Source organism: Pseudoalteromonas rhizosphaerae (assembly GCF_902498845.1).
GTDB classification, from domain to species: domain Bacteria; phylum Pseudomonadota; class Gammaproteobacteria; order Enterobacterales; family Alteromonadaceae; genus Pseudoalteromonas; species Pseudoalteromonas rhizosphaerae.
This window is the reverse complement of record NZ_CABVLM010000018.1, coordinates 21,811-42,850: the sequence shown is the minus strand read 5'-3', so window position 1 is coordinate 42,850 and position 21,040 is coordinate 21,811. Positions and strand designations below refer to the sequence as shown.

Below are 21,040 nucleotides of genomic sequence, written 5' to 3'. Positions count from 1 at the left end.
GCGGCTAATTAAACGGTAGCTTTTGCTGCCACAGTGGATCTGCATGACACTTTTTCGCCACCTCTTCGTAATCCAAGGCGATAGCGTTAAGCAGATTAGCAGGGACTTGAGTAAGCGGTAATGCATCATAGCGGTTCCAGCCACGTGCTTTTGGATTAAATTGCCATATTGTGATGCTATAAATAGCTGCAGAAACATTCTCTTCGGGGACACAGTTACCACTGAAGTCAAATTGAACTCTAAGTCCTAATTGATCAAACAGTTTATAGTAATGATCAAAAAATCCTGCGTCTTCAGGGTCGCCTTGCTTGTAGTCTTTTTTGGTCAATAAGCTGCGTAGTGTGAAGGTATCAGTCATCAAGCCTTTATGATGATCCAATGCTAACTGTTCTGCAGTTATATTTACTTCAAGCGACTTGAGTTGCTCAAACAGCGGTTTAATTTTGTAATCTTTTAAGTGGGCCTGCCAAGCTTGGCTTGCTTCACTATTGAGTTGATTACCACTTAGCAAGCGGATAGTGGCCTGGGCTGGTAATTTAATTTCATCATCTTCTGTATCAATGAGTGCGCCATCTTCTGTGGGGCGAAAACTGTGCCAACCATCATCAAGCTGTACTTGCCAAAGCGTACGTTGCAGTAAACGAAACATGATAGGATGCTGATGTAAATATTCTTGCCAGTCGCTTGCAGGCCAATGACGCTCAGTAACCATAGACTCATATAGACGACTAGTTTGTTGCGTTATTACCTGTTTTAGCTCTTTTTTACAGCTGCTAAACCATTTTTTAGTTTCGCTGATGGCTGCATCGTCATCATCTTTACGCGCTTGCGGCAGTGACTTAAGCACCTTGCCTTCTTCGTTGAGTAGTTGAAATTTAAGATCATCGCTTAGCTGGAGTTGCAGCGTACGCTGACCTAAATTAAAAGGTGTTGGCCCTTGCGTGTTTTCAAAGCCTGCAGTTTGAATGGTACGATCGCCTAGTTCATCGGTCGTCCAGCCGTTTCGCTGGGCAATTTTATCAACTAACTGACGTGCTAACTCTTGGATTGATTTGGTGCGGTAACGTCGCGATAACGACAGCATAAATTGAATAATTATCGGATCATTAATATTGGCGATAGCACTCAATATTGCTTCAATCTGCGCTCGACGTACATAATACTGCTTCATATATGGTTGTAGTAGGGCTAAAAGCTCATTCGGTTTACCGCCAATAATTAAGGCGAGCAAACCTTTTTCTTTAATAGCACTACCTAATAGCTCTGACTTTTTCTGTTTGTAACACGCATTATATGCATCTTCCAAAGTATGCGTTTTGTACTGTTTCCCCCATTCACTTTGAGCCCAACGTTGATACATATCAAACTCTTGCTGCTTATGAGCTTGGGCGTATTCATGCGCTTGTTGCTCGGTGGGGCAAAGTGTATCTTGGGTGATAAATGCTGATAATAAACAGTGAGCGAGTTGTGCTTGGCTATTATCATCAAGCAGTGATAAATACAAATGTAGCAAGTTACTACCTTCGGGCTGTTTTAGTTTAACGGCGAGCACACACCACCAATAAATAATATCAGTGTCGACTGCTTCACCATTAACAAATTTACAGCTAGGTAGCCTATCTCGTTGCAGCCAAAGCATATTTTTAGGCACTGCTTTTTGAAGCCCTGCAGCTGCTTCTTCAGCCAATGCAGTTGGTGAGGTAAATTCACTAATATCACCGCCACATTGCTGCAAGGCATCTAACATTTGCGCACGAATTGCGGTATCTTTTTCTTTTCTAATTGCTTGTTGTAGTGCTGGTTGGGCATCACTGAGCGCCAGTGTTTGCAGCCATTTTGCTGCAATACTACGAGTATCATTGCCGCTTGATAGTAATTCTTTGCTGACTCGCTCAACAACGATGCCATGCTTTTGTGCGGTCGCTTGTGCCGTGAAGCGCACTGATTTTCGACTATCAAACGCTAATTGATAGATGCGTTGTAACCAATGGGGAGGAAGTTTAGGAAAATCAGCTAATAAAGCCAGCGTTTGGTTGATAACCATGTAGTTATCATAGTTATCCTTGGAGTCGAGGCGATCGATAATCGTTGGCTTTGTGTCATCTCCTTGCTGGATGAGCTTTGTGTATAGGCCATCAAGTGCGTAATCTATTGTTTCTGGGTACTCGGCGAATAAGGGCCACACATCAATTGATTCTAACGCCAATGGGCGAGTACCCAACTCTTCACCATGGGAACTTACAAGTATGTTCGTTAAGTCACAAACGCTAAAATTAAATTCTGCTAGTAATGGCAGTAATTGGCGAACATCGCTAAGATTCTCTTGCAGTAATTTGCTCGTATTGGCTGCATTTAACAGATTATTAATGTGCCATCTGCCAATTTTCTGCAGTTGAAAAAAATGTGCTATTGCAATGTTTGGCTGTTTGAGTAACTTAGCTTCATCGATAATGTCATAAAAGATGTCATTACCAAGCTTTTGACCTTGTTCTAGAGCGTTTAAAGCGTGAACAACATCATCTTTAGTGATCGTTTTATATATCGCAAGCTCTTCTTTTTCACGCTCTATCGCCTTTGCCCAGTAGCTGCCGGGTGCTTCGGGCTTGCTGTTTTTTATATATCGTTCAGAACGCGCAATTAGCTTTTCTAAGCTGTGCATACAGTCTTCAACCCAATGCGCTGGAAACTCACCGTGAAAGTTCACGTTTGTGTATGCAGGCAACTGCCAATCAAAGTTGTCGCTTTGCTGCTTTAACTGATATTGCTCAATGGCGAGTGTAAGTTTAGTGTGTACTGATGCTGTTTTTTCACTGGCTTGCCAGGTTTCGAGTAATATTAATGCATTACTACACTCAACCACACTGCTTATCCAGTGAGTTCGTGTGCTTGCATTCGCCTTTTCATAATGTTCAGAGAAAAACTCAAGGCATTGTGCATCATCGATTTTACGGATCACACTGTTAGCTGACAGACGCACCTGACTGGACTTATCTGCGCTAAGCTGTGCTAAAAACGGTAATAACGAAGTTGGAATTACCGGCTGCTTAAGTAGAAACTGGCAAAGCGTATTGCGACCGCTGGCGTCGATTTTTTGTAGTTGTTGGCATTTTTCAGGTGTTGAACAAATCGTTATCCAATCACTATTTGCTAGCAAATGATCTGGATAGATAAGGCCTCTTTGTGCATAGGAGCGCTCAAGAATATAGGCATCAATATACCATAGGGGTTGGTCATACGTTTCTAGCAGCGTAAGCAGTTCATCACGACTAGGGAATTGAGTTGCCTTGGTGTCATATTCAAAATCAGTGTGTTGGTTGAAATAAAACAGTAAGAAGGCAAACCAGCCTGTTAGTTTAGACTCCATATGATTTAAATAGTGATGCTTTGCAATCGCCTCTGTTACTAAACCTAAACGATGTAAAAAGTCGTTTTGATGGCCTGTAGCTGACTTTAAAACATGCTGCATGGCTACTAAAGAGCGTCTATCATACTCGCCATTATTATTTACCGAGTAGTGGCCTGGCAGTTGCGAATGGCGCGAATTAGGTAGTTGATTTAATATGTTAAGACAATCAGCTCCTTCTCCTGTTACTAAGTAATGAGCAACCTTAGCGGCTAAGCCTGTTTGCGTATGGTTATAGCCTTGGCAAGCAACTATTAATAAATCTTTGATGGTTATTTGTTTATCTTCACCGAAAAGCTTACTAGTAAATTTTTTGAACATAGTACTTCCTTGATTATTCAAAGTTGTGGTGATTATTGACTCTTTTTATCGGTTATCTATGAGCAATATTTGTAAAAACACAGCAAACATTACTTATCCCCACTCTATAAAACAAGACAAATTATGATTTACGAGACCAAGTTTTGTTTTTTAATTTTTTTGCGCATGTAACACGTTAAGATATTTACGTAGGTTTAAACTAAGCCAATATAGGGTTAGCGTGTTCTAAAATGTTACATGCCCAAAAAGTGACAACGGTTATTCTTTTAACCACTGTGCAACTTGTTTTGTATAATAACTCACTATTAAATCAGCGCCTGCACGTTTGAAGCCGGTCAGTGTTTCAAATACCACTTTTTTTTCATCAAGGGCACCTGCTAATGCTGCAAATTTAATAGCGGCATACTCACCACCAACTTGGTAGGCAGCTAAAGGTAAGTTTGTTTTCTCTCTCAAGCTGCTAAGGACATCAAGATAGGGCGTGCCTGGTTTCACCATTAGAATATCAGCGCCTTCTTGTTCATCAAGAAGGGCTTCTTGAAGCGCTTGACGAATATTTGCGTAATCCATTTGATAGCCTTTGCGATCACCACTTAATTCACAATCAACAGCAGCTCTAAATGGACCATAGAAAGATGAAGCAAATTTAATGGCGTGAGCTAAAATGGCAACATGTTCAAACCCTGCATTATCAAGGCCTGCTCGAATAGCTTTAACTTGACCATCCATCATCGCAGATGGGGCTAGCATATCGGCACCTGCTTTTGCTGCGCACACACTCTGCTTTACAAGATTAGCAACAGTTTCGTCGTTACAAACTTGATTATCTTCAACAACGCCACAGTGTCCATGATCTGTATATTCACAAAAACAAATGTCGGGTATTACCATCATCTCGGGGCATGTTTGTTTGATTGTTTTAATCATACGTGCCAGTAAACCATCATCGTGCCATGTATCACTGCCAACACTGTCTTTATGATGCGATATGCCAAAAGGCATAACATACTGAATTCCTAATCTATGCAGTTCAGTAATTTCTTGGGCTAATGCATGTTCAGGAATGCGCTGTATACCAGGCATAGTGGATATTTCTAGACTTTCAGTTAACGACTCTTCGATAAAAATAGGATGGATAAGATCGCCAATATTAAAATCAAATTCGCGTACTAACTGTCGCATTGCGTCACTGTGGCGAAGCCTGCGCATGCGTCTTGATAAATTAGGTGTACTCATTGCTATATGCCTTACTGAGCTGAGTATAACGAGATGTTTATAATATCATTTTTATCACTGTAAACGATATGCGTTAAATCAATATTAAAGGCGTGTTCATGATAGTAAGCTTTTTCTTTATTTGTAATAAATAAACTGTAATTGTTGTAATTGCTGGGTTAGAGTTGTGTTGTTTATTTAATAATTTAAAGTTGATGAAAATGAAGTGGCTATTAGTTAGTTTTTTTTCTTGCTCTGCATTTGCTAATACAGCTATTAACTCCCTTTCTTTTGAGGATGATGCGTTTAAAGATTGTATCAAAACAACAGCAAGTGATAATCAATGGCGTTATGTAGAAGAGTTTATTGCTATAAAATGTCATGGAATGGGTATTGATAATGCGCAAGAGCTTAACCAGTTTATAAATTTACAGTCGTTGTCTTTGTTTAATAATAATTTGCAGTCCCTAGATCTAAGGAAACTATCACAGCTAACATTATTAAATTTAGCGAATAATGATTTGCACTTACTACAAATTAACTCTTTGAATAAGTTGGAAAAACTTTATTTATTTAAAAACCAACTTGTTACGCTCGACATGTCTGGTTTAAGTTCGTTGCATACTGTAAGAATGATGCAAAACCAGCTTAAAACGCTCGATATATCAGCACTGAAAAACTTAAAGACGGGCTATTTTTTCGATAATAAACTTGTTGACTTGCAAATTAATGGCCTAGATAAACTTGAATTTTTAGATGTTCGCCAAAACCCGATGCCAGATGCCCTCTACGACTTTTACGATGAGCAAGAAGGTGTCGTAATTAGTCATGATGGCAATGCTGATGATTGGAAGTAACCACAGTGATTACTTGGATATAAGCACAATAAAATAGTGAGCTTATATCCAAAACTAAAAGTTATAAGAGGCCGACACTTCAACTGTAGATAAGTCAAAGTTTGCGATATTCGAGTATAAACCTGTGTCTTTTGCTTGGTAATAAGCGGCTAATAACTTAAATTCCCATTTACGAGAGTAACGCCACGCCAGCTCTAAATCGAGCTCATTGCCTAGCTTTTTATTATTAGCAAGAGATTCAAAGCTATGAGCTACTAACTTCCAACGTATTTTAGCTTTACGACCAGCGTATGATAAATAAGTATCGCTCAAGCCAGCTAATTCATCATAGCGGCTAAATACATCTGCCCACCCTAAAAATTTATGGTTAGTACCTAAGCTAGTTTGAAAGGCGGTGTTGTTATCATCGCCTAAATATTCATAGCCAACGTCTAATCGGTGACTGCGATATTGAACACCTAGCTCCGCTAATAAATACCATGCTTGATAATTATTAGGATTGTTGGTTGCATCTTTTTGCCATGCTATTTCCGCACTGTAGTTATATTTCAGTTGATCAGGTTTTGCTGCGCCTTCTAAGTGCAGCCCCAGTGTGTTTGATGAAAACTCGGCTGCAGTTTTATTATCCACTAAGTAAGCGAAGCTACTAATTGTTACATTAGGATTGAACTTATAGGAAAGATTAATTAAGTGACTATTATGCTGATGATTGCCAAGTTCGCTAGTTGGTCGTATTAGAGTCTCTGGATATCGAGAATCGGAGCTGGGTAACCGAGCGATACTGTGATCTCCAAAAATACGATGAACTTTGTTTACATAGCTATAGTTAAACTGCCAGTTAAAACCATTTCTATATTGCAGTGTTGCAGCATCAAATGTTTGATCGTTTTGCCAATATGCAGCGTTGCCAACATGGCGTTCATTATCAAAGCTAATTACTTGGTGGCCTACGACTGCTCGCCAATCGACCAAAAACTGCCACTGCAGATTAAGTTGATTAAGCTCACCTCCAGGTGGATCAGGAATAGGGGCGTGATCATTAAAGTAAGTGATGGAGTTATAGCTATCTTTATCCAATGCCCAAACATAATCATATTGACCAAACAAGGTTAGTTCATAGTCTGTTATGAAACTGCCCTCAACACGTGTCAGTAGGGTTGTTGCTTTGGCATTTTTAAGAGATTGATCGTTTACTTGCTGGTGGCGCAAACGAAAGCTCGCATCATATTCAAATGTGTTGGACATTGCAGAGCAGGAACAGCCAATCAAAGTGATAGTTAAAATTAGTTTGATCATGAATTTTCCTGCCAGCCAGCCATTCTGATACAAGGACCTTTAGATACTTGTACGCCCATTGGCTCACCAATGGACGAGCCACCCTTTTCTTCTAAAGTAAGTAGTAAGTTTTCAGAGTCTTTAATTAAGCGCCACTCAGGTTCGCTAAGAGGGCGATTAAATATATTACTGGTAGTAGGAATAACACCTAAACTTCGTACCTGTTTATCTGTTTTTGAGGTCACCCATAGTTCTAAACTCATTTCATTAGGGACTGTTGGTGTATCAATAAGCTCAATGGATAGGGTACGGCTATTTCCATAAGTCGCTGCAACCAATTGTGGTTGCTGATTTGTATCATTCATAACAGCCAAGTAGCTAAGAGGATCGGTTTTATCTTTTGGTTGCAATACGAACAGGGCTAGCGCTAAAAAAAATACAGACAAAGCGCTCGTTGCTTGATAAAAGCCAAGGCCAAACCAGTTATGAAAACTACTTTTGGTTTTTTGATTAAACTGTAATTGCTGTTCAATCGCTTTTAAAGTGGTTTTTTTTGGCGAAATCTCAGGTGTTTTATTATTTAGAGGGGCAAATTTTTGTTCCCAATAATCTATTCGTTGGTCTAATGCTGTGTATTGCATTCTTAAACGTGAGATCCGCTTACGAACTCGTATTGGTTGTGTACCGAGCACATATTGCTGTGCAAGGTGCTCTATTAACGCTTGGTTTTGATAACGTTTTATTGTGCTAGGCATTGTTGTAACCTCGTTAATCCTCGTTTTAACCAAGACTTCACTGTATTTAACGGCTTCTTTAATTTAATTGCGATCTCATCACGGCTAAATCCATGATAGTAAGCCATTAAAACACTGTCTCGTTGTAACTGCTCTAATTGATTTAGACAATCTTCTAGCTGTTGTCCTATATCGCACAATAACGTTGTAGCTTGGTCGTTAGTTGTTAAGTGCTCTTCGTCTTCATTTGTATCGGTTGTTAGTTTACTTTCAACACGTCTGTTTTCACTACGAATTCGATCGTAACATCGGTATCTAACGATGGCCGCCATCCATGTGAAAGGCTCTGCTTTGGCTGCTCTAAACTCATTAGCGTTATACCAAATCTGCACGAAGGCTTCTTGTAGAATTTCGTTGGCATTGTCTCGATTATTTAAAATTCGATATGCAATACTGAGCAATTTACCAGACGTTTGTTCGTACAGATTTCTAAATGCTTGCTGATCCCGCAAAGCGACTTTAGCAATCAAGTCAGGTAGGTTTTCTTTATTCATATTAATTTTACCTTGGCTCCATTTAAAACGGAGTATACAGCGCTTTAAATGGAGCCTGTTAGAGCTAAAAATAGAAGTGTGTTTGTAAAAATAACTTATCGTTATTTCGTTGTTTAAACTGTGGAATACTATCTGCGATCCGCACCCCTGCTCTTAACTGTATATGGGATATTGGCGTATATTCACCAATTAAAGAGAAGCGGGTTTCTTGGTCTTCATCAATATCAGTATTAGGATCAAAATACTCTGAAGTTAGCTTTATATTGACCCCTTGCTGCCATTGATAGTTGATTTCAAATAGGCCAACAAGTTGGCTATTATCAACGCCATTTTGTTGTGTCTTGATCCAATCTAATTCACTTAAAAGCGTAAAATCAGCAATAGTATAGGCACCGTATACGTTTAGTATTTTTTGTTGTGATGTATCACTGTCATTTAACACCAAGGTGCTGCCAATCCGCATATTGTCAAATAGATGCTCACCGCGAATACCATATAAAAATTTATTGTCGTCATTACTGACCGAGCTGGTGCCATTTGATACGAATATATTAACCGTTGTTTTTGTGTAATCTAGCCCAACTTCTATACCGTTATCGCTGCTATCAAAGTTAAACCCAGTGGCTTGTCTAACATAAGCAGAATCATCTTCGAGACGAATACCAAAGGGGATATACATTTTGCCCACTTTTATAAAGTGGTTATTTTTAAATTTATACATGGCAAAAGCTTCGCGGTTTACAGCCGCACCCGGTGCGATTTGCTGGTCAAGATAAAAAGTCATTCCCAGCTCTTTTGCGCTTAATGCTAAATAAAGTTGCGCGGAGTCAATTCTAAACGAGGCATTTTCACTTTTTACGTCGTTTTCATCTTTACTGTATTCTAGGTTACTACGGAAATTTCCGCCTAGTTGTAAATAGTCGCTAATTTTTCCTATATCTGCAGAGCTTAATTTTAGCTGGTCAACGGGCAGCATTGCATGACCATATAAATTGCCAAAGCTGGTTCGTAAACCACCACCGTTAGGGTTCACATGACAGGTGCCACACTTTAGATTATTTTTATAGGCTATATAAGGTTCCGCTAGCACTGGTAAACTAAAACCAAAAGTGGCGATGACTAAAAAGAGTTTAAAAACGTGTTTCATAATTGAATGCTCCGCCTGGTTGACCATCAGAATTACCGTCTAATTGTTGCCCAAAAGTACTCATAACAGAGCTCAATGAGTTGTCATTTATTATCAATTTTAATGCTGTCGGGGTTGTTGGTTTTTGAATTTTTATATTTACTAATCGATTGCTTTTCCATATCAGCTCATAGGGTTCAGATAACGGCTCTTTATCTTGGTATATCAAAATTTGATCAGCAGTTAGTGTTGATTTGTCTACATCAACACTAAAATTAATATTTATTTCTACAGTGTTTTGAATGTTTTTTTGATTGATACTGGTAATAAATAAAGATGCATTATTGACCTCAATATTTGCACCGTTATCAATCCATTGACCAATAGCTGCGATGCTTTCATTTGACAAAGCAGGCTGATTAAGCGGCATTCTGTTCCCAGCTCGCGGATCACCCATCACTTTTAAATAAATGAAGCTGTTTTCTTTATTTCCAGGGGTAACTCTTAAAAATTCAGAGTTACCAATTGCTTGCACATTTATTAGATTTTTAGCCGTGTTGTCTAAAGTATCAAACTGCAATCCATAAGGAGCGTTTGCACCCGAATGGCAGACAGAGCAAATAGGTGTAAAAATAGTTTCCTGTAACAAGCTAAGTGTTGCGGCGTTGTTATCATTTTCAGGTGGGATAGGTTTGTTTACATCATCATCAGGATCAGCAGAGGGTTTATCACCGGTTGCTTCAGGTGGTAACTGACCATTGGCATTTAAGGAGCTACCATCGCCAGCACCACACCCAGTAAGTGTTTGTAACAGAAGCAAACAAACAATAAAGAATTGAACTTTCATTATTAAAAACCTTATATAAGCCGGATAGAATCCGGCTTTTTATTGTTTATTATTGACGAGCTAGAGGCCATTGCGCGTAGTCACCAAAGGTGTCGCCCTGCTTGCTATCTGCAGTAAAGAAATAAAGCGGTTTACCTTTATAAGCCCATTGACGTTTTTTACTACCGTCATCTTCATTGCGCTCTATAATGCTAAATAAGCCAGTTGCTTGATCATTGTCATTGGCATAAAGAGGCGGCCATGTAGTTGCACAGCTGCCCATACATGTAGATTGCCCTGAGTCTTTCACATCAACATCAAAGGTATATAAGGTTAAGTTGTTTTGTGCCTCTGCATTTTTACCTAGGCTATTTTCTGTCGGGGAGTTGGCAACAAAGAACGTGCCTTTACTAGCGTGGTTAAGTAAGCGAACAGGAGCTGGACGTGCAACGTACCAAACATCGCCTACGCCTTCACCAGCCGTTGTTTGCGCGTCAGTATCAGGCGTAAAGAAGTAAAGCGGTTTGCCATTTATAGCCCACTGTTTGAAGCCATCAGCTCTATCGATAATGCTGTATGGCCCGTTCGCTTGGTCTTCGCTATTTGCAAGCAGTGGTGGCCATGTATCAATACATTGGTCAGAATTGCAATTTGAGGCGTTGATGTCATCAACGTTAAATATATATAAAGCAAAGTCTGATTTATCTTTTATTGTAGGCGTGAGTTTACCGTTATCATCTCTTAACAGGACGAGCACATTGCCAGATACTGTAACGCTTTGCCCTAGGTTTGTTTGCTCTTGTTTAAATTGCGTACTCGCAACTGACGGAGCTTTATCAGCCGCAGGGGTAATAACATGCCAAACACCGCCTAAACCATCGCCATTAGTTTGCCCTTTAGCAGTGTCGTTTTTAAAAAAGTACACAGGTTTAGTTTTGTATGCCCACTGCTTGAATCCATCTGCACGGGTAAACATTGTAAAATCACCAGTGGCTTTACTTTGCTCATCCGCTAAAAAGGGTGGCCAAGTAACGGCGCAATCATCATTGCAGTTTGATGTGTTATCAGCGTCGTTATCAAAAGTATATAACGTGAATTGATCGAGATTAGCTTTGCTTGCTTTATCAGCTTCGGGTATTAATACTTCTCCATTAGCACTAAGCAGGGTTCCTGCATCATTAGTTCTGAACGTTGCAGGTTCAGTGGTTGCTAAGTGCCAAACGTTGCCAAGGTTATCGCCAAGTTTGTCATCTTTAGTTTTATCATTAGCAAATAAATATAATGGCTTTCCATTATAAGCCCACTGTTTTAGCTCACCACGTTCAACTAACGACAGCTTACCGTCGATATGAGCGCCAGCATCAGCCATAACTGGGGGCCATGTATTAACACAGTTATCACTGGTGCAATTGGCTTTATTCAGTTCGTCTAAATCAAAAGTGTATAAGCTAAATTGATCTTTATTGACTCGCGCGAGCTCTAATACCTCAGAGGCAGACGTTGCACTCACTACAACGCCATTAGCCATTAGCTGGGTAGAATTCATTGCAATTGGGTTAGGGCGAGATAAATGCCATATATTATTTAAACCATCTCCATTTGTATCGCCTTCGCTACTATCACCGGTGTACTGGTATAGCGGATGACCATTCCATGCCCATTGAAAAGTACCATCGTTACGCTCAATAGTCGAAAACTGCGCATTTTCAGGGCGTTGTTGGTCTGCAAGCAAAGGAGGCCATATTGCTGCACAGCTACTTTTATCATTGCTTTTACCTGCTTCGGCACCTTGCTCTGCATTACAGGTCGATTTATTTTGTGAATCATTATCAAAAAGATAAAGAGATAAGCCAAGCTCACTGATAAAGATAGTTCCCTTTTCATCCAGTGTTACCATTTTTGGTATTACGGATTGTTCAGGAAATTCAATACTACTTGGTTTGGCCGGCGGGGTTACCGGCGTTGAAGTCGCTGGTGGGGTTTGCTGTTCTTTATTGTTATCGCTGCCACCACACGCGACTAAACTCATGGATAAAACGGCTGATGCAACTAAACGTGCTATTTTACTAATTTTCATTAATTACTCTCTTAATTATTATGTATCGAAGAGCAATTACGCGTTTTAGCTAAAAAAGTTGCAGTAAAAAATTATTTTTATTTTATTCCTAATAGATCAAATGCTTGGGGAGCTGTTAGGCTGGTTATTTTAGTTAAGCAGCAGTGTCCTTCTTGTGCTAAGTGCTGCGTTACTCTGCGAGCTAACTCTATATTAGTCAGCGGTGTTGCAAGGTTAAATGCTAAATCAAAATATTCGCCTTGTTTATTCAATATCACACAGTGCTGCTGTTGTTCAGCGGTTAAACTGTGTAGATAGTCATTTAAATCCCGTTGTTCATTAATAATTTCTAGCTCGTTGTCACTACTTATCAAGTAAGGGAAGTAAGTATGCATGTATTTATTGTCCTGTATCAAATAGCGCGAGCAATATAATAATATAATTATAGTTCGTATTATACTAAGGACGAATATTATGAAACAAACTCGCCACCCTCAACAGGTATCAGATATCTTTTCAAGGAAATTAGTATGTTGTTCCACCGATACCTCTTTAGTTGATGCTGTACGGTTGATGCAGGTTCATAATATAAGTGCAATTTTTATAAAAAAACGGCAAGAAATCGTTGGTATTTGGACTGAAGCAGATTGCATTAAACTAGATTTTACTGACAGCAACCTTAAACATATTGAAATTCAAAGTGTAATGAGTAGCCCTGTATTGAAAATCTCCTGTCAGCAATTATTGTGTGATGCCGCGCTTATTTTTTATCAACACAGTGTTCGTCATTTATTAGTTGTGGATGATGATGAGCTACCATGCGGCGTTATTAGTATTAGTGATATTGTACGTAATCAAGGGCTTGATCACTATTTACAATTTAGACCAATCAAAGAGCAATATCATAAAGATGTGTTAGTGGTACCTAGTTATTTGACGCTCAGTGAAGGCGTTGAAATGATGCGCGAGCGAACCGCCCAAGTTATTTTAGTGTATAACCAGCAGCAAGACGAACATGGCATTATCACCCAGCGAGATTTACTGCATTTGATCGTCGAACCCGATAGTAATGCGTCATGTTGGAGTTTTGCAAGTCGGCCCTTGTATCGGGTAAGCTCAAAAAGCAGTTTATTCGATGCATATCGGTTAATGTCTACTAACAATGTACGCCATTTAGTGGTCAGTGACGATTTGGAGATTAAAGGAGTGCTCGCCATTGAGCATCTTGTTAATGAAATAGAAAGCGCCTATTGCAGTGATCTTGAAAAAGTACTTGAACAACGTGATATGGATCTTCAGCATTCACAGCGTAATTTGTATCTCGCGAATAAAATAATTGATGCGTCACTTGATGGCATTATGATCACCCAACAAGATGGTGTGATCATGCAAGTTAATCCTGCTTTTGCCGCCCTTACTGGCTATCAAGAATATGAAGTGGTCGGCAAACACCCTAGAATTCTAAGCTCCGGAAAGCACGGTAAAAATTTCTACGTAAAAATGTGGCAATCCATTACCCAAACTGGTGTATGGCAAGGGGAAATATGCAATCGTAAAAAAAATGGTGATTTGTATGTTGAATGGCTAACTATTATTGCTATCCGCGAGCCAAATGATGATGAGCTAGTGTATGCGGCGATTTTTAGCGATATCACTGAACGTAAAACTGCAGAAGACAAAATCGTTCAGTTAGCTTATTTTGATGAGCTAACAGGCTTGCCTAATAGACGTTTATTTAATGACAGATTAACCATGGCATTAGCTGCTGCACATCGTAATAACGACATGTTAGCGGTGATGTTTATTGACCTAGATCGGTTTAAGGAAATCAATGATAGCTTAGGGCATAGCGCTGGGGATGAGTTATTAAAAATGGTGGCAATACGGCTGCAAAACGTATTATGTGAAGGTGATACTTTAGCACGTTTAGGTGGCGACGAATTTGTGGTGCTGTGCGAGATTGAAGACATTAGCGCTGTGATTAGTTTAGCCGATCAAATTTTAAATAACTTAAACACTCCTTTTCAGCTCGAAGGGCTTGAGGTAGGCGCGACAGCATCAATCGGTGCAGCGGTCTATCCTGATGATGGTCTCGATAGTGAAACTTTACTAAAACATGCTGATATTGCCATGTATCGCTCTAAAGAAGTGGGTAGAAACTCATTTCAGTTATTTAAAGCATCGATGAATGCACGCTCTTTAGAGCGCTTGGCGATGATGAGCCGGTTTCAATATGCGCTCGAAAATGATGAATTTGAACTATATTTTCAGCCTAAACAGTGTTTAAGAAGTAAAGCTATCAAAGGTGTTGAAGCACTCTTACGTTGGCAAGATCCCGCGCTTGGCATAATATCGCCTGCACAGTTTATTCCATTGGCGGAAGAACTCGGTCTAATTGTAAAGCTGGATCTCTGGGTGCTCAATAATGCAGGCATGCAATTGGCATTATGGCAACAACAAGGAATAACGGCTGGTCGGTTGGCAATTAATATCTCAGCTTGCCATCTTAGTCAGGGAAGTTTATCAAGTAACGTTGAAAAAATGCTCCAGCGCTATAATTTATCGGGAAATTGTCTTGAAATAGAGTTAACTGAAAGTAGTTTTATTAGCTCGTTTAGTCAGGCGAAAAGAGAGTTGTGGCAACTTAAAAAAATGGGCATACAGATTGCGCTAGATGACTTTGGTACCGGCTATTCGGCACTGAGTTACCTTACAAAATTACCCATAGATACATTAAAGATAGATGCCAGCTTTATTGCTAAAGTACCCGATGAATACGGTAATAGTGAGATTGTTGCCGCGATAGTGGCAATGGCGAATAGTCTTAATTTACAAGTTATCGCTGAAGGGGTTGAAAAGCTTGCCCAGTATAGTTACTTATTGGATTTAGGCTGCGATGTGATCCAAGGCTATTACTATTGCCGCCCGTTAACGCAGCGGCAATGGTTTGAATTTTATCAGCTGCAAAATCAACCTACGGTGATATCGTAAGAAGTAAATTTACGAATGTTGATAACGCCAGTATCAAAGATCAAGTACTGGCCTTTAATACCGTTTAAAATACCACTGACGACCGGTTCTTTATCAAAATTAAATGAACTGATTTTGGTTGGGTAGGTAGTAACTGGAAACTCTAATTCAACCACTTCTTCATCAAGTTGTTCTATCGCTGTAGCACCAAAGAGCTCTGCAAGTTCATTTAGTTTATCGGCAATTTGTGGAATAAGTTCTGCCGCAGCAGCTTTTAAATCAAGGACATCGCTTTGTCCTTTGAGCATATTACGCCAATTGGTTTTATCGGCAATAAATTGTGCTAAGGCAACTTCAACTAATCCTGATTGTAAGCGCGTTTGTACTTTGAATATTGGCAGTGCTTGCGTTGCACCTTGATCAATCCAGCGGGTTGGAATTTGTGTATGACGGGTGATCCCCACTTTCAGCCCTGACGTGTTCGCAAGATAGACATAATGTGGGATCATACAGTTTTCTTCGCCCCACTGTGGCTCACGACAAGTACCTTGGTCAAAGTGACATGTTTCAGGTTTCATAATGCACATATCGCAGCTAGCAAGCTTACGCATACATACAAAACAATGACCTTGCGAGTAACTTTTTTTGGTTTTTTTACCGCAGCTAGAACATACAATAGCGCCATTAAAAGTCAGTGTAAGTTGCTTGCCAATATAGGCATTAAGATCGACCAACTCATCACCCACAGGCAAATGATACTGAATCGGTTGTGTTAGCGATGATTTTAATTTTTTGATAGTGCCTTGCATCTTTACGCCCCTAAAGATGTGAAAAAGAGGATTCTATCAGTAATCCTTAAACATGTGGCAATTTTACTTAATTAGCTTGTTTATTTTCAGCTAACCACAGCAAATAGTCATCCACAGCGATGGCTTTGGAGTAATAGTAGCCTTGCCCGTAGTCTGCCCCCATGGCCTTTAAAAGTTGTTGTGTTGTGACATCTTCAACTCCCTCGACGGTAACTTTTAAACCCAAACTATGCGCCATTTCTATCGCAGCCTTAACAATTACTCGATTAGCACTGTGAGTTGGGAGACCTATAATAAATGATTTATCTACTTTTAAGGTTGAAAAGTTGTAGCTAACAAAACAATTTAGTGACGAATAGCCAGTGCCAAAATCATCTAAAATCACTTCAATACCAAGGCGGGTTAATTGTTCAACTAAGCTAATCATTTGCTGTTGGTTTGCAATTAAAGCTGACTCAGTAAGTTCAAATTTAAGTTGTTTAGCAGGAACGTTATGTTTGAGTAAAGTGTTTTCAATTTTCTCAATTAAATTATGGATCATTAAGTTTTTAGCACTTAAATTAACGCTTACTTTATGCTTAAAAAAACCTGCGTGATTAAACTTAGCGATATCTTGGCAAGCCTGATCGAGCACCCATAATGTAAGTTCATTGATAAGACCAGTACGTTCAGCTAATAGAATTAAAGCTTCAATATTGATTTGTTCATAAGCAGCATTAGGCCAGCGCAATAAGGCTTCACTGCCAATCGTTTGGCCGCTGCGTAAATCTATTTGTGGCTGATGATAAATAGTTAACTGGTTAGTTTTTAAGGCATTTTGGAATGCAGCCGCTAAGCTAATGTTCATAGTGACAGGCATTACTTTTGAGTGATTATTTGGATAGCTTGTTTGTGGCGCTTCGGTTAATGAAAAATAGCCATTTTGCAACCATGTATCAAAGCCACTTTCACCATCTAGGATACAATAACCCATTGCGTAGTTTAACTGTAAATCAAACCCTTGCACTGGATGATGCTTCGGTAAGCTTTTGCGGATTTTGGTTAATTTATCATGCAGTGATTGCGCACTTTGAGTTTTAATTGAAATGAATGCTAGCACACCGTTGCTCAAATCGGCAATCCGCGGATAGGTATCTAAATTGTTATCTAAATTGATAAACTCGCGCTCTTTACTCAGTTGCAGCTCAAGAGATTTAGCTATAGCAACAACGAGCTGACAGCTTTGAGTTTGATTTAAAATATGACTGAGAGAATTAAAATCAGTAATTCTAATTAAGCATAAGCTTGCTGTGCGCTGATTGAGCTGTAAAGTCATATAGGCTTGTTTTAGCATAGCACTGTTTAATAACTTGGTTTGTTCTGTATGAGTGGCGTGGTACAACGCCTTTTCTCGTTGATAGCGCACTCTATCGGCAAGCGCCATAGCCATTAAGATGACTTCACAAAGAATCGCAACCAAAAAAGCATGGCGGGTGGTGAAGCTATATTCTAATACGCCTGTTAGTTCTAAAGGTTGGATTGCAGCGCCAATGATCAGTGGGATCCACGAGATCATATAAAACTTAGCCCAACGAAAGCCGCTAAGTAGTTTGTTGTAAATTAAAATAATACAAACAATATAGAGTAATACCAACACAGCAAAAAATATTTGCGAAGAAATATATTCAACAATGAAAAAGCTGGCGAACCCTAAAACGAACATTAAGCCCAATAGTATTAGGCTTAGTTTATAGCGCCAGCATTTATCTTTATGATAACGTAAAAACATAGTACAAAATGACAGCGTAAAAAATGCGATGGCGTAATTACTTACCACTATATGGAGGTTAAAAAGCTGTTGTAAGGATACTGGCCATAAGTAAAAACCAAAGCCTAATACCGAGCCCATTAGGATCAACGCTGACAGTATGTAGCCAATATAAATAAGATAAACCCGATCACGAATACCAAAATACAGTACTAAATTATATAAAGCCGCCATGATTAGTACGCCAACAAAAATGCCCCAGATAGCGGTTTGTGCACGGAGTAAATCTTTAAATTCAGCCTCGCCATATAAGTTAATTGGGGTTTTACTGATCCCTGTAGTGTCTATTTTTATGACCAAAAAACTCTGGTTTTGTGCGGCAACAGTAAATTCTATATGCGGTACACTGTATTCAAATAAGCTTAATCCTGTTTGCCGATCGCCTAAATTAAAGGTGTTAATTAACTGGCCTTGGTTATCGAGTTGATAAACAGTCAAATAATCAATCATCGGATTATCAAAGTGGGCGTAAAGCTCTTTTGATACTGCTGTCCTATTGTCTAACTTCATCAGCAGCCAATAGTTTTGAGATTTTAGCCCCCATGGAATGGTGTCAAAGGGCTCTGAAATACGTGAATTAGATTCGTCTAAAAATGCTGTAAGTGTTAATGATTTTGATGGATCTATGCGATAGCTTTGCGCTAAATAAACCGCAGCTGTTTTATTGATTGTATAGCGAGTAGGGGTGGCTAAATGATTCGCAAACGTATATACGATGAACAATAGTATGCTCAAAATAAACAATGCAATAATATGGTATTTAAATGGCTGTTGTTCCAAGGTGCTACTTATATGTAATACATCACGGTTTTAGTGTAGCACTAAAAAAGCGCAGATAAACTGCGCTTATTATTAATAGCTGCTGGTTAGACCTATTTTTCGCGAGCAATAGCGCGATAAGCAATATCTGTACGGTATTCCATACCTTGCCAGCTAATTTCATCAACTAGTTGGTAGGCACGTTGCTGCGCTTCGGTCACTGTGTTACCTAGCGCCGTTGCACATAATACTCGGCCACCGGCCGTCACTACGTTATCGCCGTCTTGCTTAGTACCCGCATGGAAGACTTTTTCGCCTTCGGGGTAGGTTACTTTCAAGCCACTGATTGCATCACCTTTGGGGTAGTTATCAGGGTAGCCTTTAGCTGCAAGTACCACACCCACAGCTGCGCGTGAGTCAAACTCAATCGTCGTTTTATCAAGTTCAACACGATTAGCTGCTTCAATCAGTTCAACTAAGTCAGACTGTAAACGAAGCATCATAGGTTGTGTTTCAGGATCACCAAAACGGCAATTGTATTCGATTACTTTAGGGGTCCCAGAGTCATCGATCATCAAACCAGCATAGAGGAAGCCAGTGTAAGGATGGCCTTCGCTTGCCATACCTTCTACTGTTGGGTAGATCACTTCGTTCATAATACGCTGATGAATTTCATCAGTTACCACCGGCGCTGGTGAGTATGCCCCCATACCGCCAGTGTTCGGACCTTGATCGCCATTATAAGCGCGTTTGTGGTCTTGGCTGGTAGCAAAAGGTAATACGTTTTTACCATCAACCATCACGATAAATGAGGCTTCTTCACCTTCTAAGAACTCTTCGATTACCACGCGGCTGCCAGCTTCACCAAAAGCGTTACCGGCTAGCATATCGCGAATAGCATCTTCAGCCTCAACTTCAGTCATGGCAACAATGACGCCTTTACCTGCGGCAAGACCATCAGCTTTGATTACAATCGGCGCGCCTTTTTCTTTTAAATAAGCAAGTGCAGGGTCGATTTGTTCAAACGTTTGATAATCCGCAGTTGGGATAGCATGACGAGCTAAAAAGTCTTTAGTGAATGACTTAGAGCCTTCTAGTTGCGCAGCGCCTGCTGTTGGGCCAAAGATAGCTAAACCGTGCTCACGGAATTTATCTACCACGCCAAGTACTAATGGTACTTCAGGTCCAACAATGGTTAGCTCAACATTATTGTTTTGTGCAAAGCTAAGTAGGCCATCGAGATCTTCAACGTTAATGGCAACATTCTCAAGCTTGGGTTCAAGCGCTGTACCGGCATTACCTGGTGCAACATAAACAGTATTTACTTTTGTATTTTGAGCGGCTTTGAACGCAAGTGCGTGTTCGCGGCCGCCGCTGCCAATGACTAATACATTCATGGCGAATATCCTATTTAAAGCGGTTTTTTAAATTTCAGCGTCATGCGGTCGCTTTCACCAATAGCTTTATATTTAGCGGCATCTTGCTCGCCAAGTCTAAGGCTTGGTGGAAGGGTCCATACCCCTTTAGGGTGATCGGCTGTATCAAGAGGGTTTGCATTTATGTCACTGCTTGCTACAAGTTCAAAACCTGCTTGTTTAGCAAGTTCGATGACCACGCTTTGCTTCATATAACCTGATGACTTTTGCATTTCATCAGCTTGCGCTTCAGGTAAGCGATGTTCAACCACACCTAGCGTGCCACCTGGTTTAAGTGCTTTATAAAAAGATTTAAAAGCATTCGCTGCGGCATCTTTATCTTTGCTCATATACCAGTTATGTACATTACGGAACGTTAATACCATGTCTGCGCTGTCCGCAGGTGCAATGTCTAAATGTGTTGAAGGGGCAAATTCAGTGATTTTTACTTTACTGAATCGCTCATCTTCGGCGACTTTCTTTTTAAAGCCTGCGAGTGAACGTTGATAATAGCCAACCGATGAATCAGCAGGAAAGTGGGCAGCGTAATAGGTGCCTTGTTCTTTCAAAACTGGCGCTAAAATTTCACTGTACCAGCCGCCGCCAGGTGCAATCTCAACCACTGTCATTGTTGGCTTTAGGCCAAAAAACTCGAGTGTTTCTACAGGGTGGCGATATTGGTCACGTTCAGTGTTTCTATCGCTTGCTTTAACGGCTTGAGCAACCGCTGAGTTGTGGCCATGATCATGGGCAATTACTAGCGTTGAGCTCATAGCAAGGGTAGCAACCAGTAGAGATTTTAGTGCAAATTTCATCGTCTGTTCCTTCACATTATAATTGTATAGAGGTTATAGAATAAGCAGAATACGTGAATTTGTAGCAAACAAAAAGAGCTAACTGATGGTGTTAGCTC

General features: G+C 39.9%; 15 protein-coding genes. 2 read left to right on the top strand and 13 right to left on the bottom strand.

Annotation, left to right across the window (positions count from 1 at the left end):
- Positions 1-4: 4 nt before the first annotated feature.
- A complete protein-coding gene (locus PSR9079_RS20950) occupies positions 5-3,724 on the bottom strand; it encodes a DUF4132 domain-containing protein (RefSeq protein WP_149983126.1) in 3,720 nt (1,239 codons plus the stop codon).
- Positions 3,725-3,982: 258 nt separating this feature from the next.
- Positions 3,983-4,960: a porphobilinogen synthase gene (gene hemB / locus PSR9079_RS20945; protein ID WP_149983125.1), complete on the bottom strand. Its 978-nt coding sequence runs from the start codon at positions 4,958-4,960 to the stop codon at positions 3,983-3,985.
- A gap of 200 nt (positions 4,961-5,160) precedes the next feature.
- Here hemB and PSR9079_RS20940 point away from each other — a divergent pair, with 200 nt between their 5' ends.
- Positions 5,161-5,796 carry a leucine-rich repeat domain-containing protein gene (locus tag PSR9079_RS20940; RefSeq protein ID WP_149983124.1) on the top strand — a complete coding sequence of 212 codons (636 nt, stop codon included), beginning with the start codon at positions 5,161-5,163 and terminating at the stop codon, positions 5,794-5,796.
- Positions 5,797-5,850: 54 nt separating this feature from the next.
- Here PSR9079_RS20940 and PSR9079_RS20935 read toward each other — a convergent pair whose 3' ends face one another.
- The 7 genes from PSR9079_RS20935 to PSR9079_RS20905 all read right to left on the bottom strand — a co-directional run bounded on the left by PSR9079_RS20935 (position 5,851) and on the right by PSR9079_RS20905 (position 12,762).
- Entirely contained in the window at positions 5,851-7,092 is a 1,242-nt protein-coding gene (locus PSR9079_RS20935; RefSeq protein ID WP_149983123.1) for a hypothetical protein, read from the bottom strand.
- On the bottom strand, positions 7,089-7,826 hold the full coding sequence (locus tag PSR9079_RS20930; RefSeq protein WP_149983122.1) for an anti-sigma factor: 738 nt from the start codon (positions 7,824-7,826) through the stop codon (positions 7,089-7,091). Before PSR9079_RS20930 ends, PSR9079_RS20935 begins: the two co-directional genes overlap by 4 nt.
- On the bottom strand, positions 7,811-8,359 hold the full coding sequence (locus PSR9079_RS20925) for a sigma-70 family RNA polymerase sigma factor (protein ID WP_149983121.1): 549 nt from the start codon (positions 8,357-8,359) through the stop codon (positions 7,811-7,813). Before PSR9079_RS20925 ends, PSR9079_RS20930 begins: the two co-directional genes overlap by 16 nt.
- Positions 8,360-8,423: 64 nt before the next feature.
- On the bottom strand, positions 8,424-9,506 hold the full coding sequence (locus PSR9079_RS20920; RefSeq protein ID WP_149983120.1) for a hypothetical protein: 1,083 nt from the start codon (positions 9,504-9,506) through the stop codon (positions 8,424-8,426).
- On the bottom strand, positions 9,490-10,332 hold the full coding sequence (locus PSR9079_RS20915; RefSeq protein ID WP_149983119.1) for a cytochrome c family protein: 843 nt from the start codon (positions 10,330-10,332) through the stop codon (positions 9,490-9,492). The genes PSR9079_RS20920 and PSR9079_RS20915 overlap by 17 nt, the downstream gene beginning before the upstream one ends.
- A gap of 49 nt (positions 10,333-10,381) precedes the next feature.
- The gene (locus PSR9079_RS20910) at positions 10,382-12,388 is read right to left on the bottom strand and encodes a hypothetical protein (protein ID WP_149983118.1); all 2,007 of its coding nucleotides are present in this window, start codon (positions 12,386-12,388) and stop codon (positions 10,382-10,384) included.
- Between the two features lie 77 nt (positions 12,389-12,465).
- On the bottom strand, positions 12,466-12,762 hold the full coding sequence (locus PSR9079_RS20905) for a DUF4144 family protein (protein WP_149983117.1): 297 nt from the start codon (positions 12,760-12,762) through the stop codon (positions 12,466-12,468).
- Positions 12,763-12,841: 79 nt separating this feature from the next.
- On the opposite strand from PSR9079_RS20905, the gene PSR9079_RS20900 reads away from it, so the two are divergent.
- The gene (locus tag PSR9079_RS20900) at positions 12,842-15,358 is read left to right on the top strand and encodes an EAL domain-containing protein (protein ID WP_149983116.1); all 2,517 of its coding nucleotides are present in this window, start codon (positions 12,842-12,844) and stop codon (positions 15,356-15,358) included.
- Here the strand turns inward: PSR9079_RS20900 and PSR9079_RS20895 are convergent.
- From PSR9079_RS20895 to PSR9079_RS20880, 4 genes are all read right to left on the bottom strand, one after another.
- Positions 15,337-16,146 (bottom strand): DUF2797 domain-containing protein, encoded by an 810-nt coding sequence (locus PSR9079_RS20895; protein WP_149983115.1) that lies wholly within the window; start codon positions 16,144-16,146, stop codon positions 15,337-15,339. The two genes, PSR9079_RS20900 and PSR9079_RS20895, sit on opposite strands and share 22 nt — an antisense overlap.
- Positions 16,147-16,213: 67 nt before the next feature.
- Positions 16,214-18,733 carry an EAL domain-containing protein gene (locus PSR9079_RS20890; RefSeq protein WP_149983114.1) on the bottom strand — a complete coding sequence of 840 codons (2,520 nt, stop codon included), beginning with the start codon at positions 18,731-18,733 and terminating at the stop codon, positions 16,214-16,216.
- A 92-nt stretch (positions 18,734-18,825) separates the two neighbouring features.
- A complete protein-coding gene (gene purD, locus PSR9079_RS20885; RefSeq protein ID WP_149983113.1) occupies positions 18,826-20,109 on the bottom strand; it encodes a phosphoribosylamine--glycine ligase in 1,284 nt (427 codons plus the stop codon).
- 14 nt (positions 20,110-20,123) lie between these two features.
- Complete coding sequence (locus PSR9079_RS20880) at positions 20,124-20,942, bottom strand: class I SAM-dependent methyltransferase (RefSeq protein WP_149983112.1); 819 nt, start codon at positions 20,940-20,942, stop codon at positions 20,124-20,126.
- Between the last annotated feature and the right edge of the window lie 98 nt (positions 20,943-21,040).

Excerpts from the sequence above, each read along its gene's own strand:
- PSR9079_RS20950 (WP_149983126.1), bottom strand. The coding sequence starts at position 3,724 with ATGTTCAAAAAATTTACTAGTAAGCTTTTCGGTGAAGATAAACAAATA.
- hemB (WP_149983125.1), bottom strand. The coding sequence starts at position 4,960 with ATGAGTACACCTAATTTATCAAGACGCATGCGCAGGCTTCGCCACAGT.
- PSR9079_RS20940 (WP_149983124.1), top strand. The coding sequence starts at position 5,161 with ATGAAGTGGCTATTAGTTAGTTTTTTTTCTTGCTCTGCATTTGCTAAT.
- PSR9079_RS20935 (WP_149983123.1), bottom strand. The coding sequence starts at position 7,092 with ATGATCAAACTAATTTTAACTATCACTTTGATTGGCTGTTCCTGCTCT.
- PSR9079_RS20930 (WP_149983122.1), bottom strand. The coding sequence starts at position 7,826 with ATGCCTAGCACAATAAAACGTTATCAAAACCAAGCGTTAATAGAGCAC.
- PSR9079_RS20925 (WP_149983121.1), bottom strand. The coding sequence starts at position 8,359 with ATGAATAAAGAAAACCTACCTGACTTGATTGCTAAAGTCGCTTTGCGG.
- PSR9079_RS20920 (WP_149983120.1), bottom strand. The coding sequence starts at position 9,506 with ATGAAACACGTTTTTAAACTCTTTTTAGTCATCGCCACTTTTGGTTTT.
- PSR9079_RS20915 (WP_149983119.1), bottom strand. The coding sequence starts at position 10,332 with ATGAAAGTTCAATTCTTTATTGTTTGTTTGCTTCTGTTACAAACACTT.
- PSR9079_RS20910 (WP_149983118.1), bottom strand. The coding sequence starts at position 12,388 with ATGAAAATTAGTAAAATAGCACGTTTAGTTGCATCAGCCGTTTTATCC.
- PSR9079_RS20905 (WP_149983117.1), bottom strand. The coding sequence starts at position 12,762 with ATGCATACTTACTTCCCTTACTTGATAAGTAGTGACAACGAGCTAGAA.
- PSR9079_RS20900 (WP_149983116.1), top strand. The coding sequence starts at position 12,842 with ATGAAACAAACTCGCCACCCTCAACAGGTATCAGATATCTTTTCAAGG.
- PSR9079_RS20895 (WP_149983115.1), bottom strand. The coding sequence starts at position 16,146 with ATGCAAGGCACTATCAAAAAATTAAAATCATCGCTAACACAACCGATT.
- purD (WP_149983113.1), bottom strand. The coding sequence starts at position 20,109 with ATGAATGTATTAGTCATTGGCAGCGGCGGCCGCGAACACGCACTTGCG.
- PSR9079_RS20880 (WP_149983112.1), bottom strand. The coding sequence starts at position 20,942 with ATGAAATTTGCACTAAAATCTCTACTGGTTGCTACCCTTGCTATGAGC.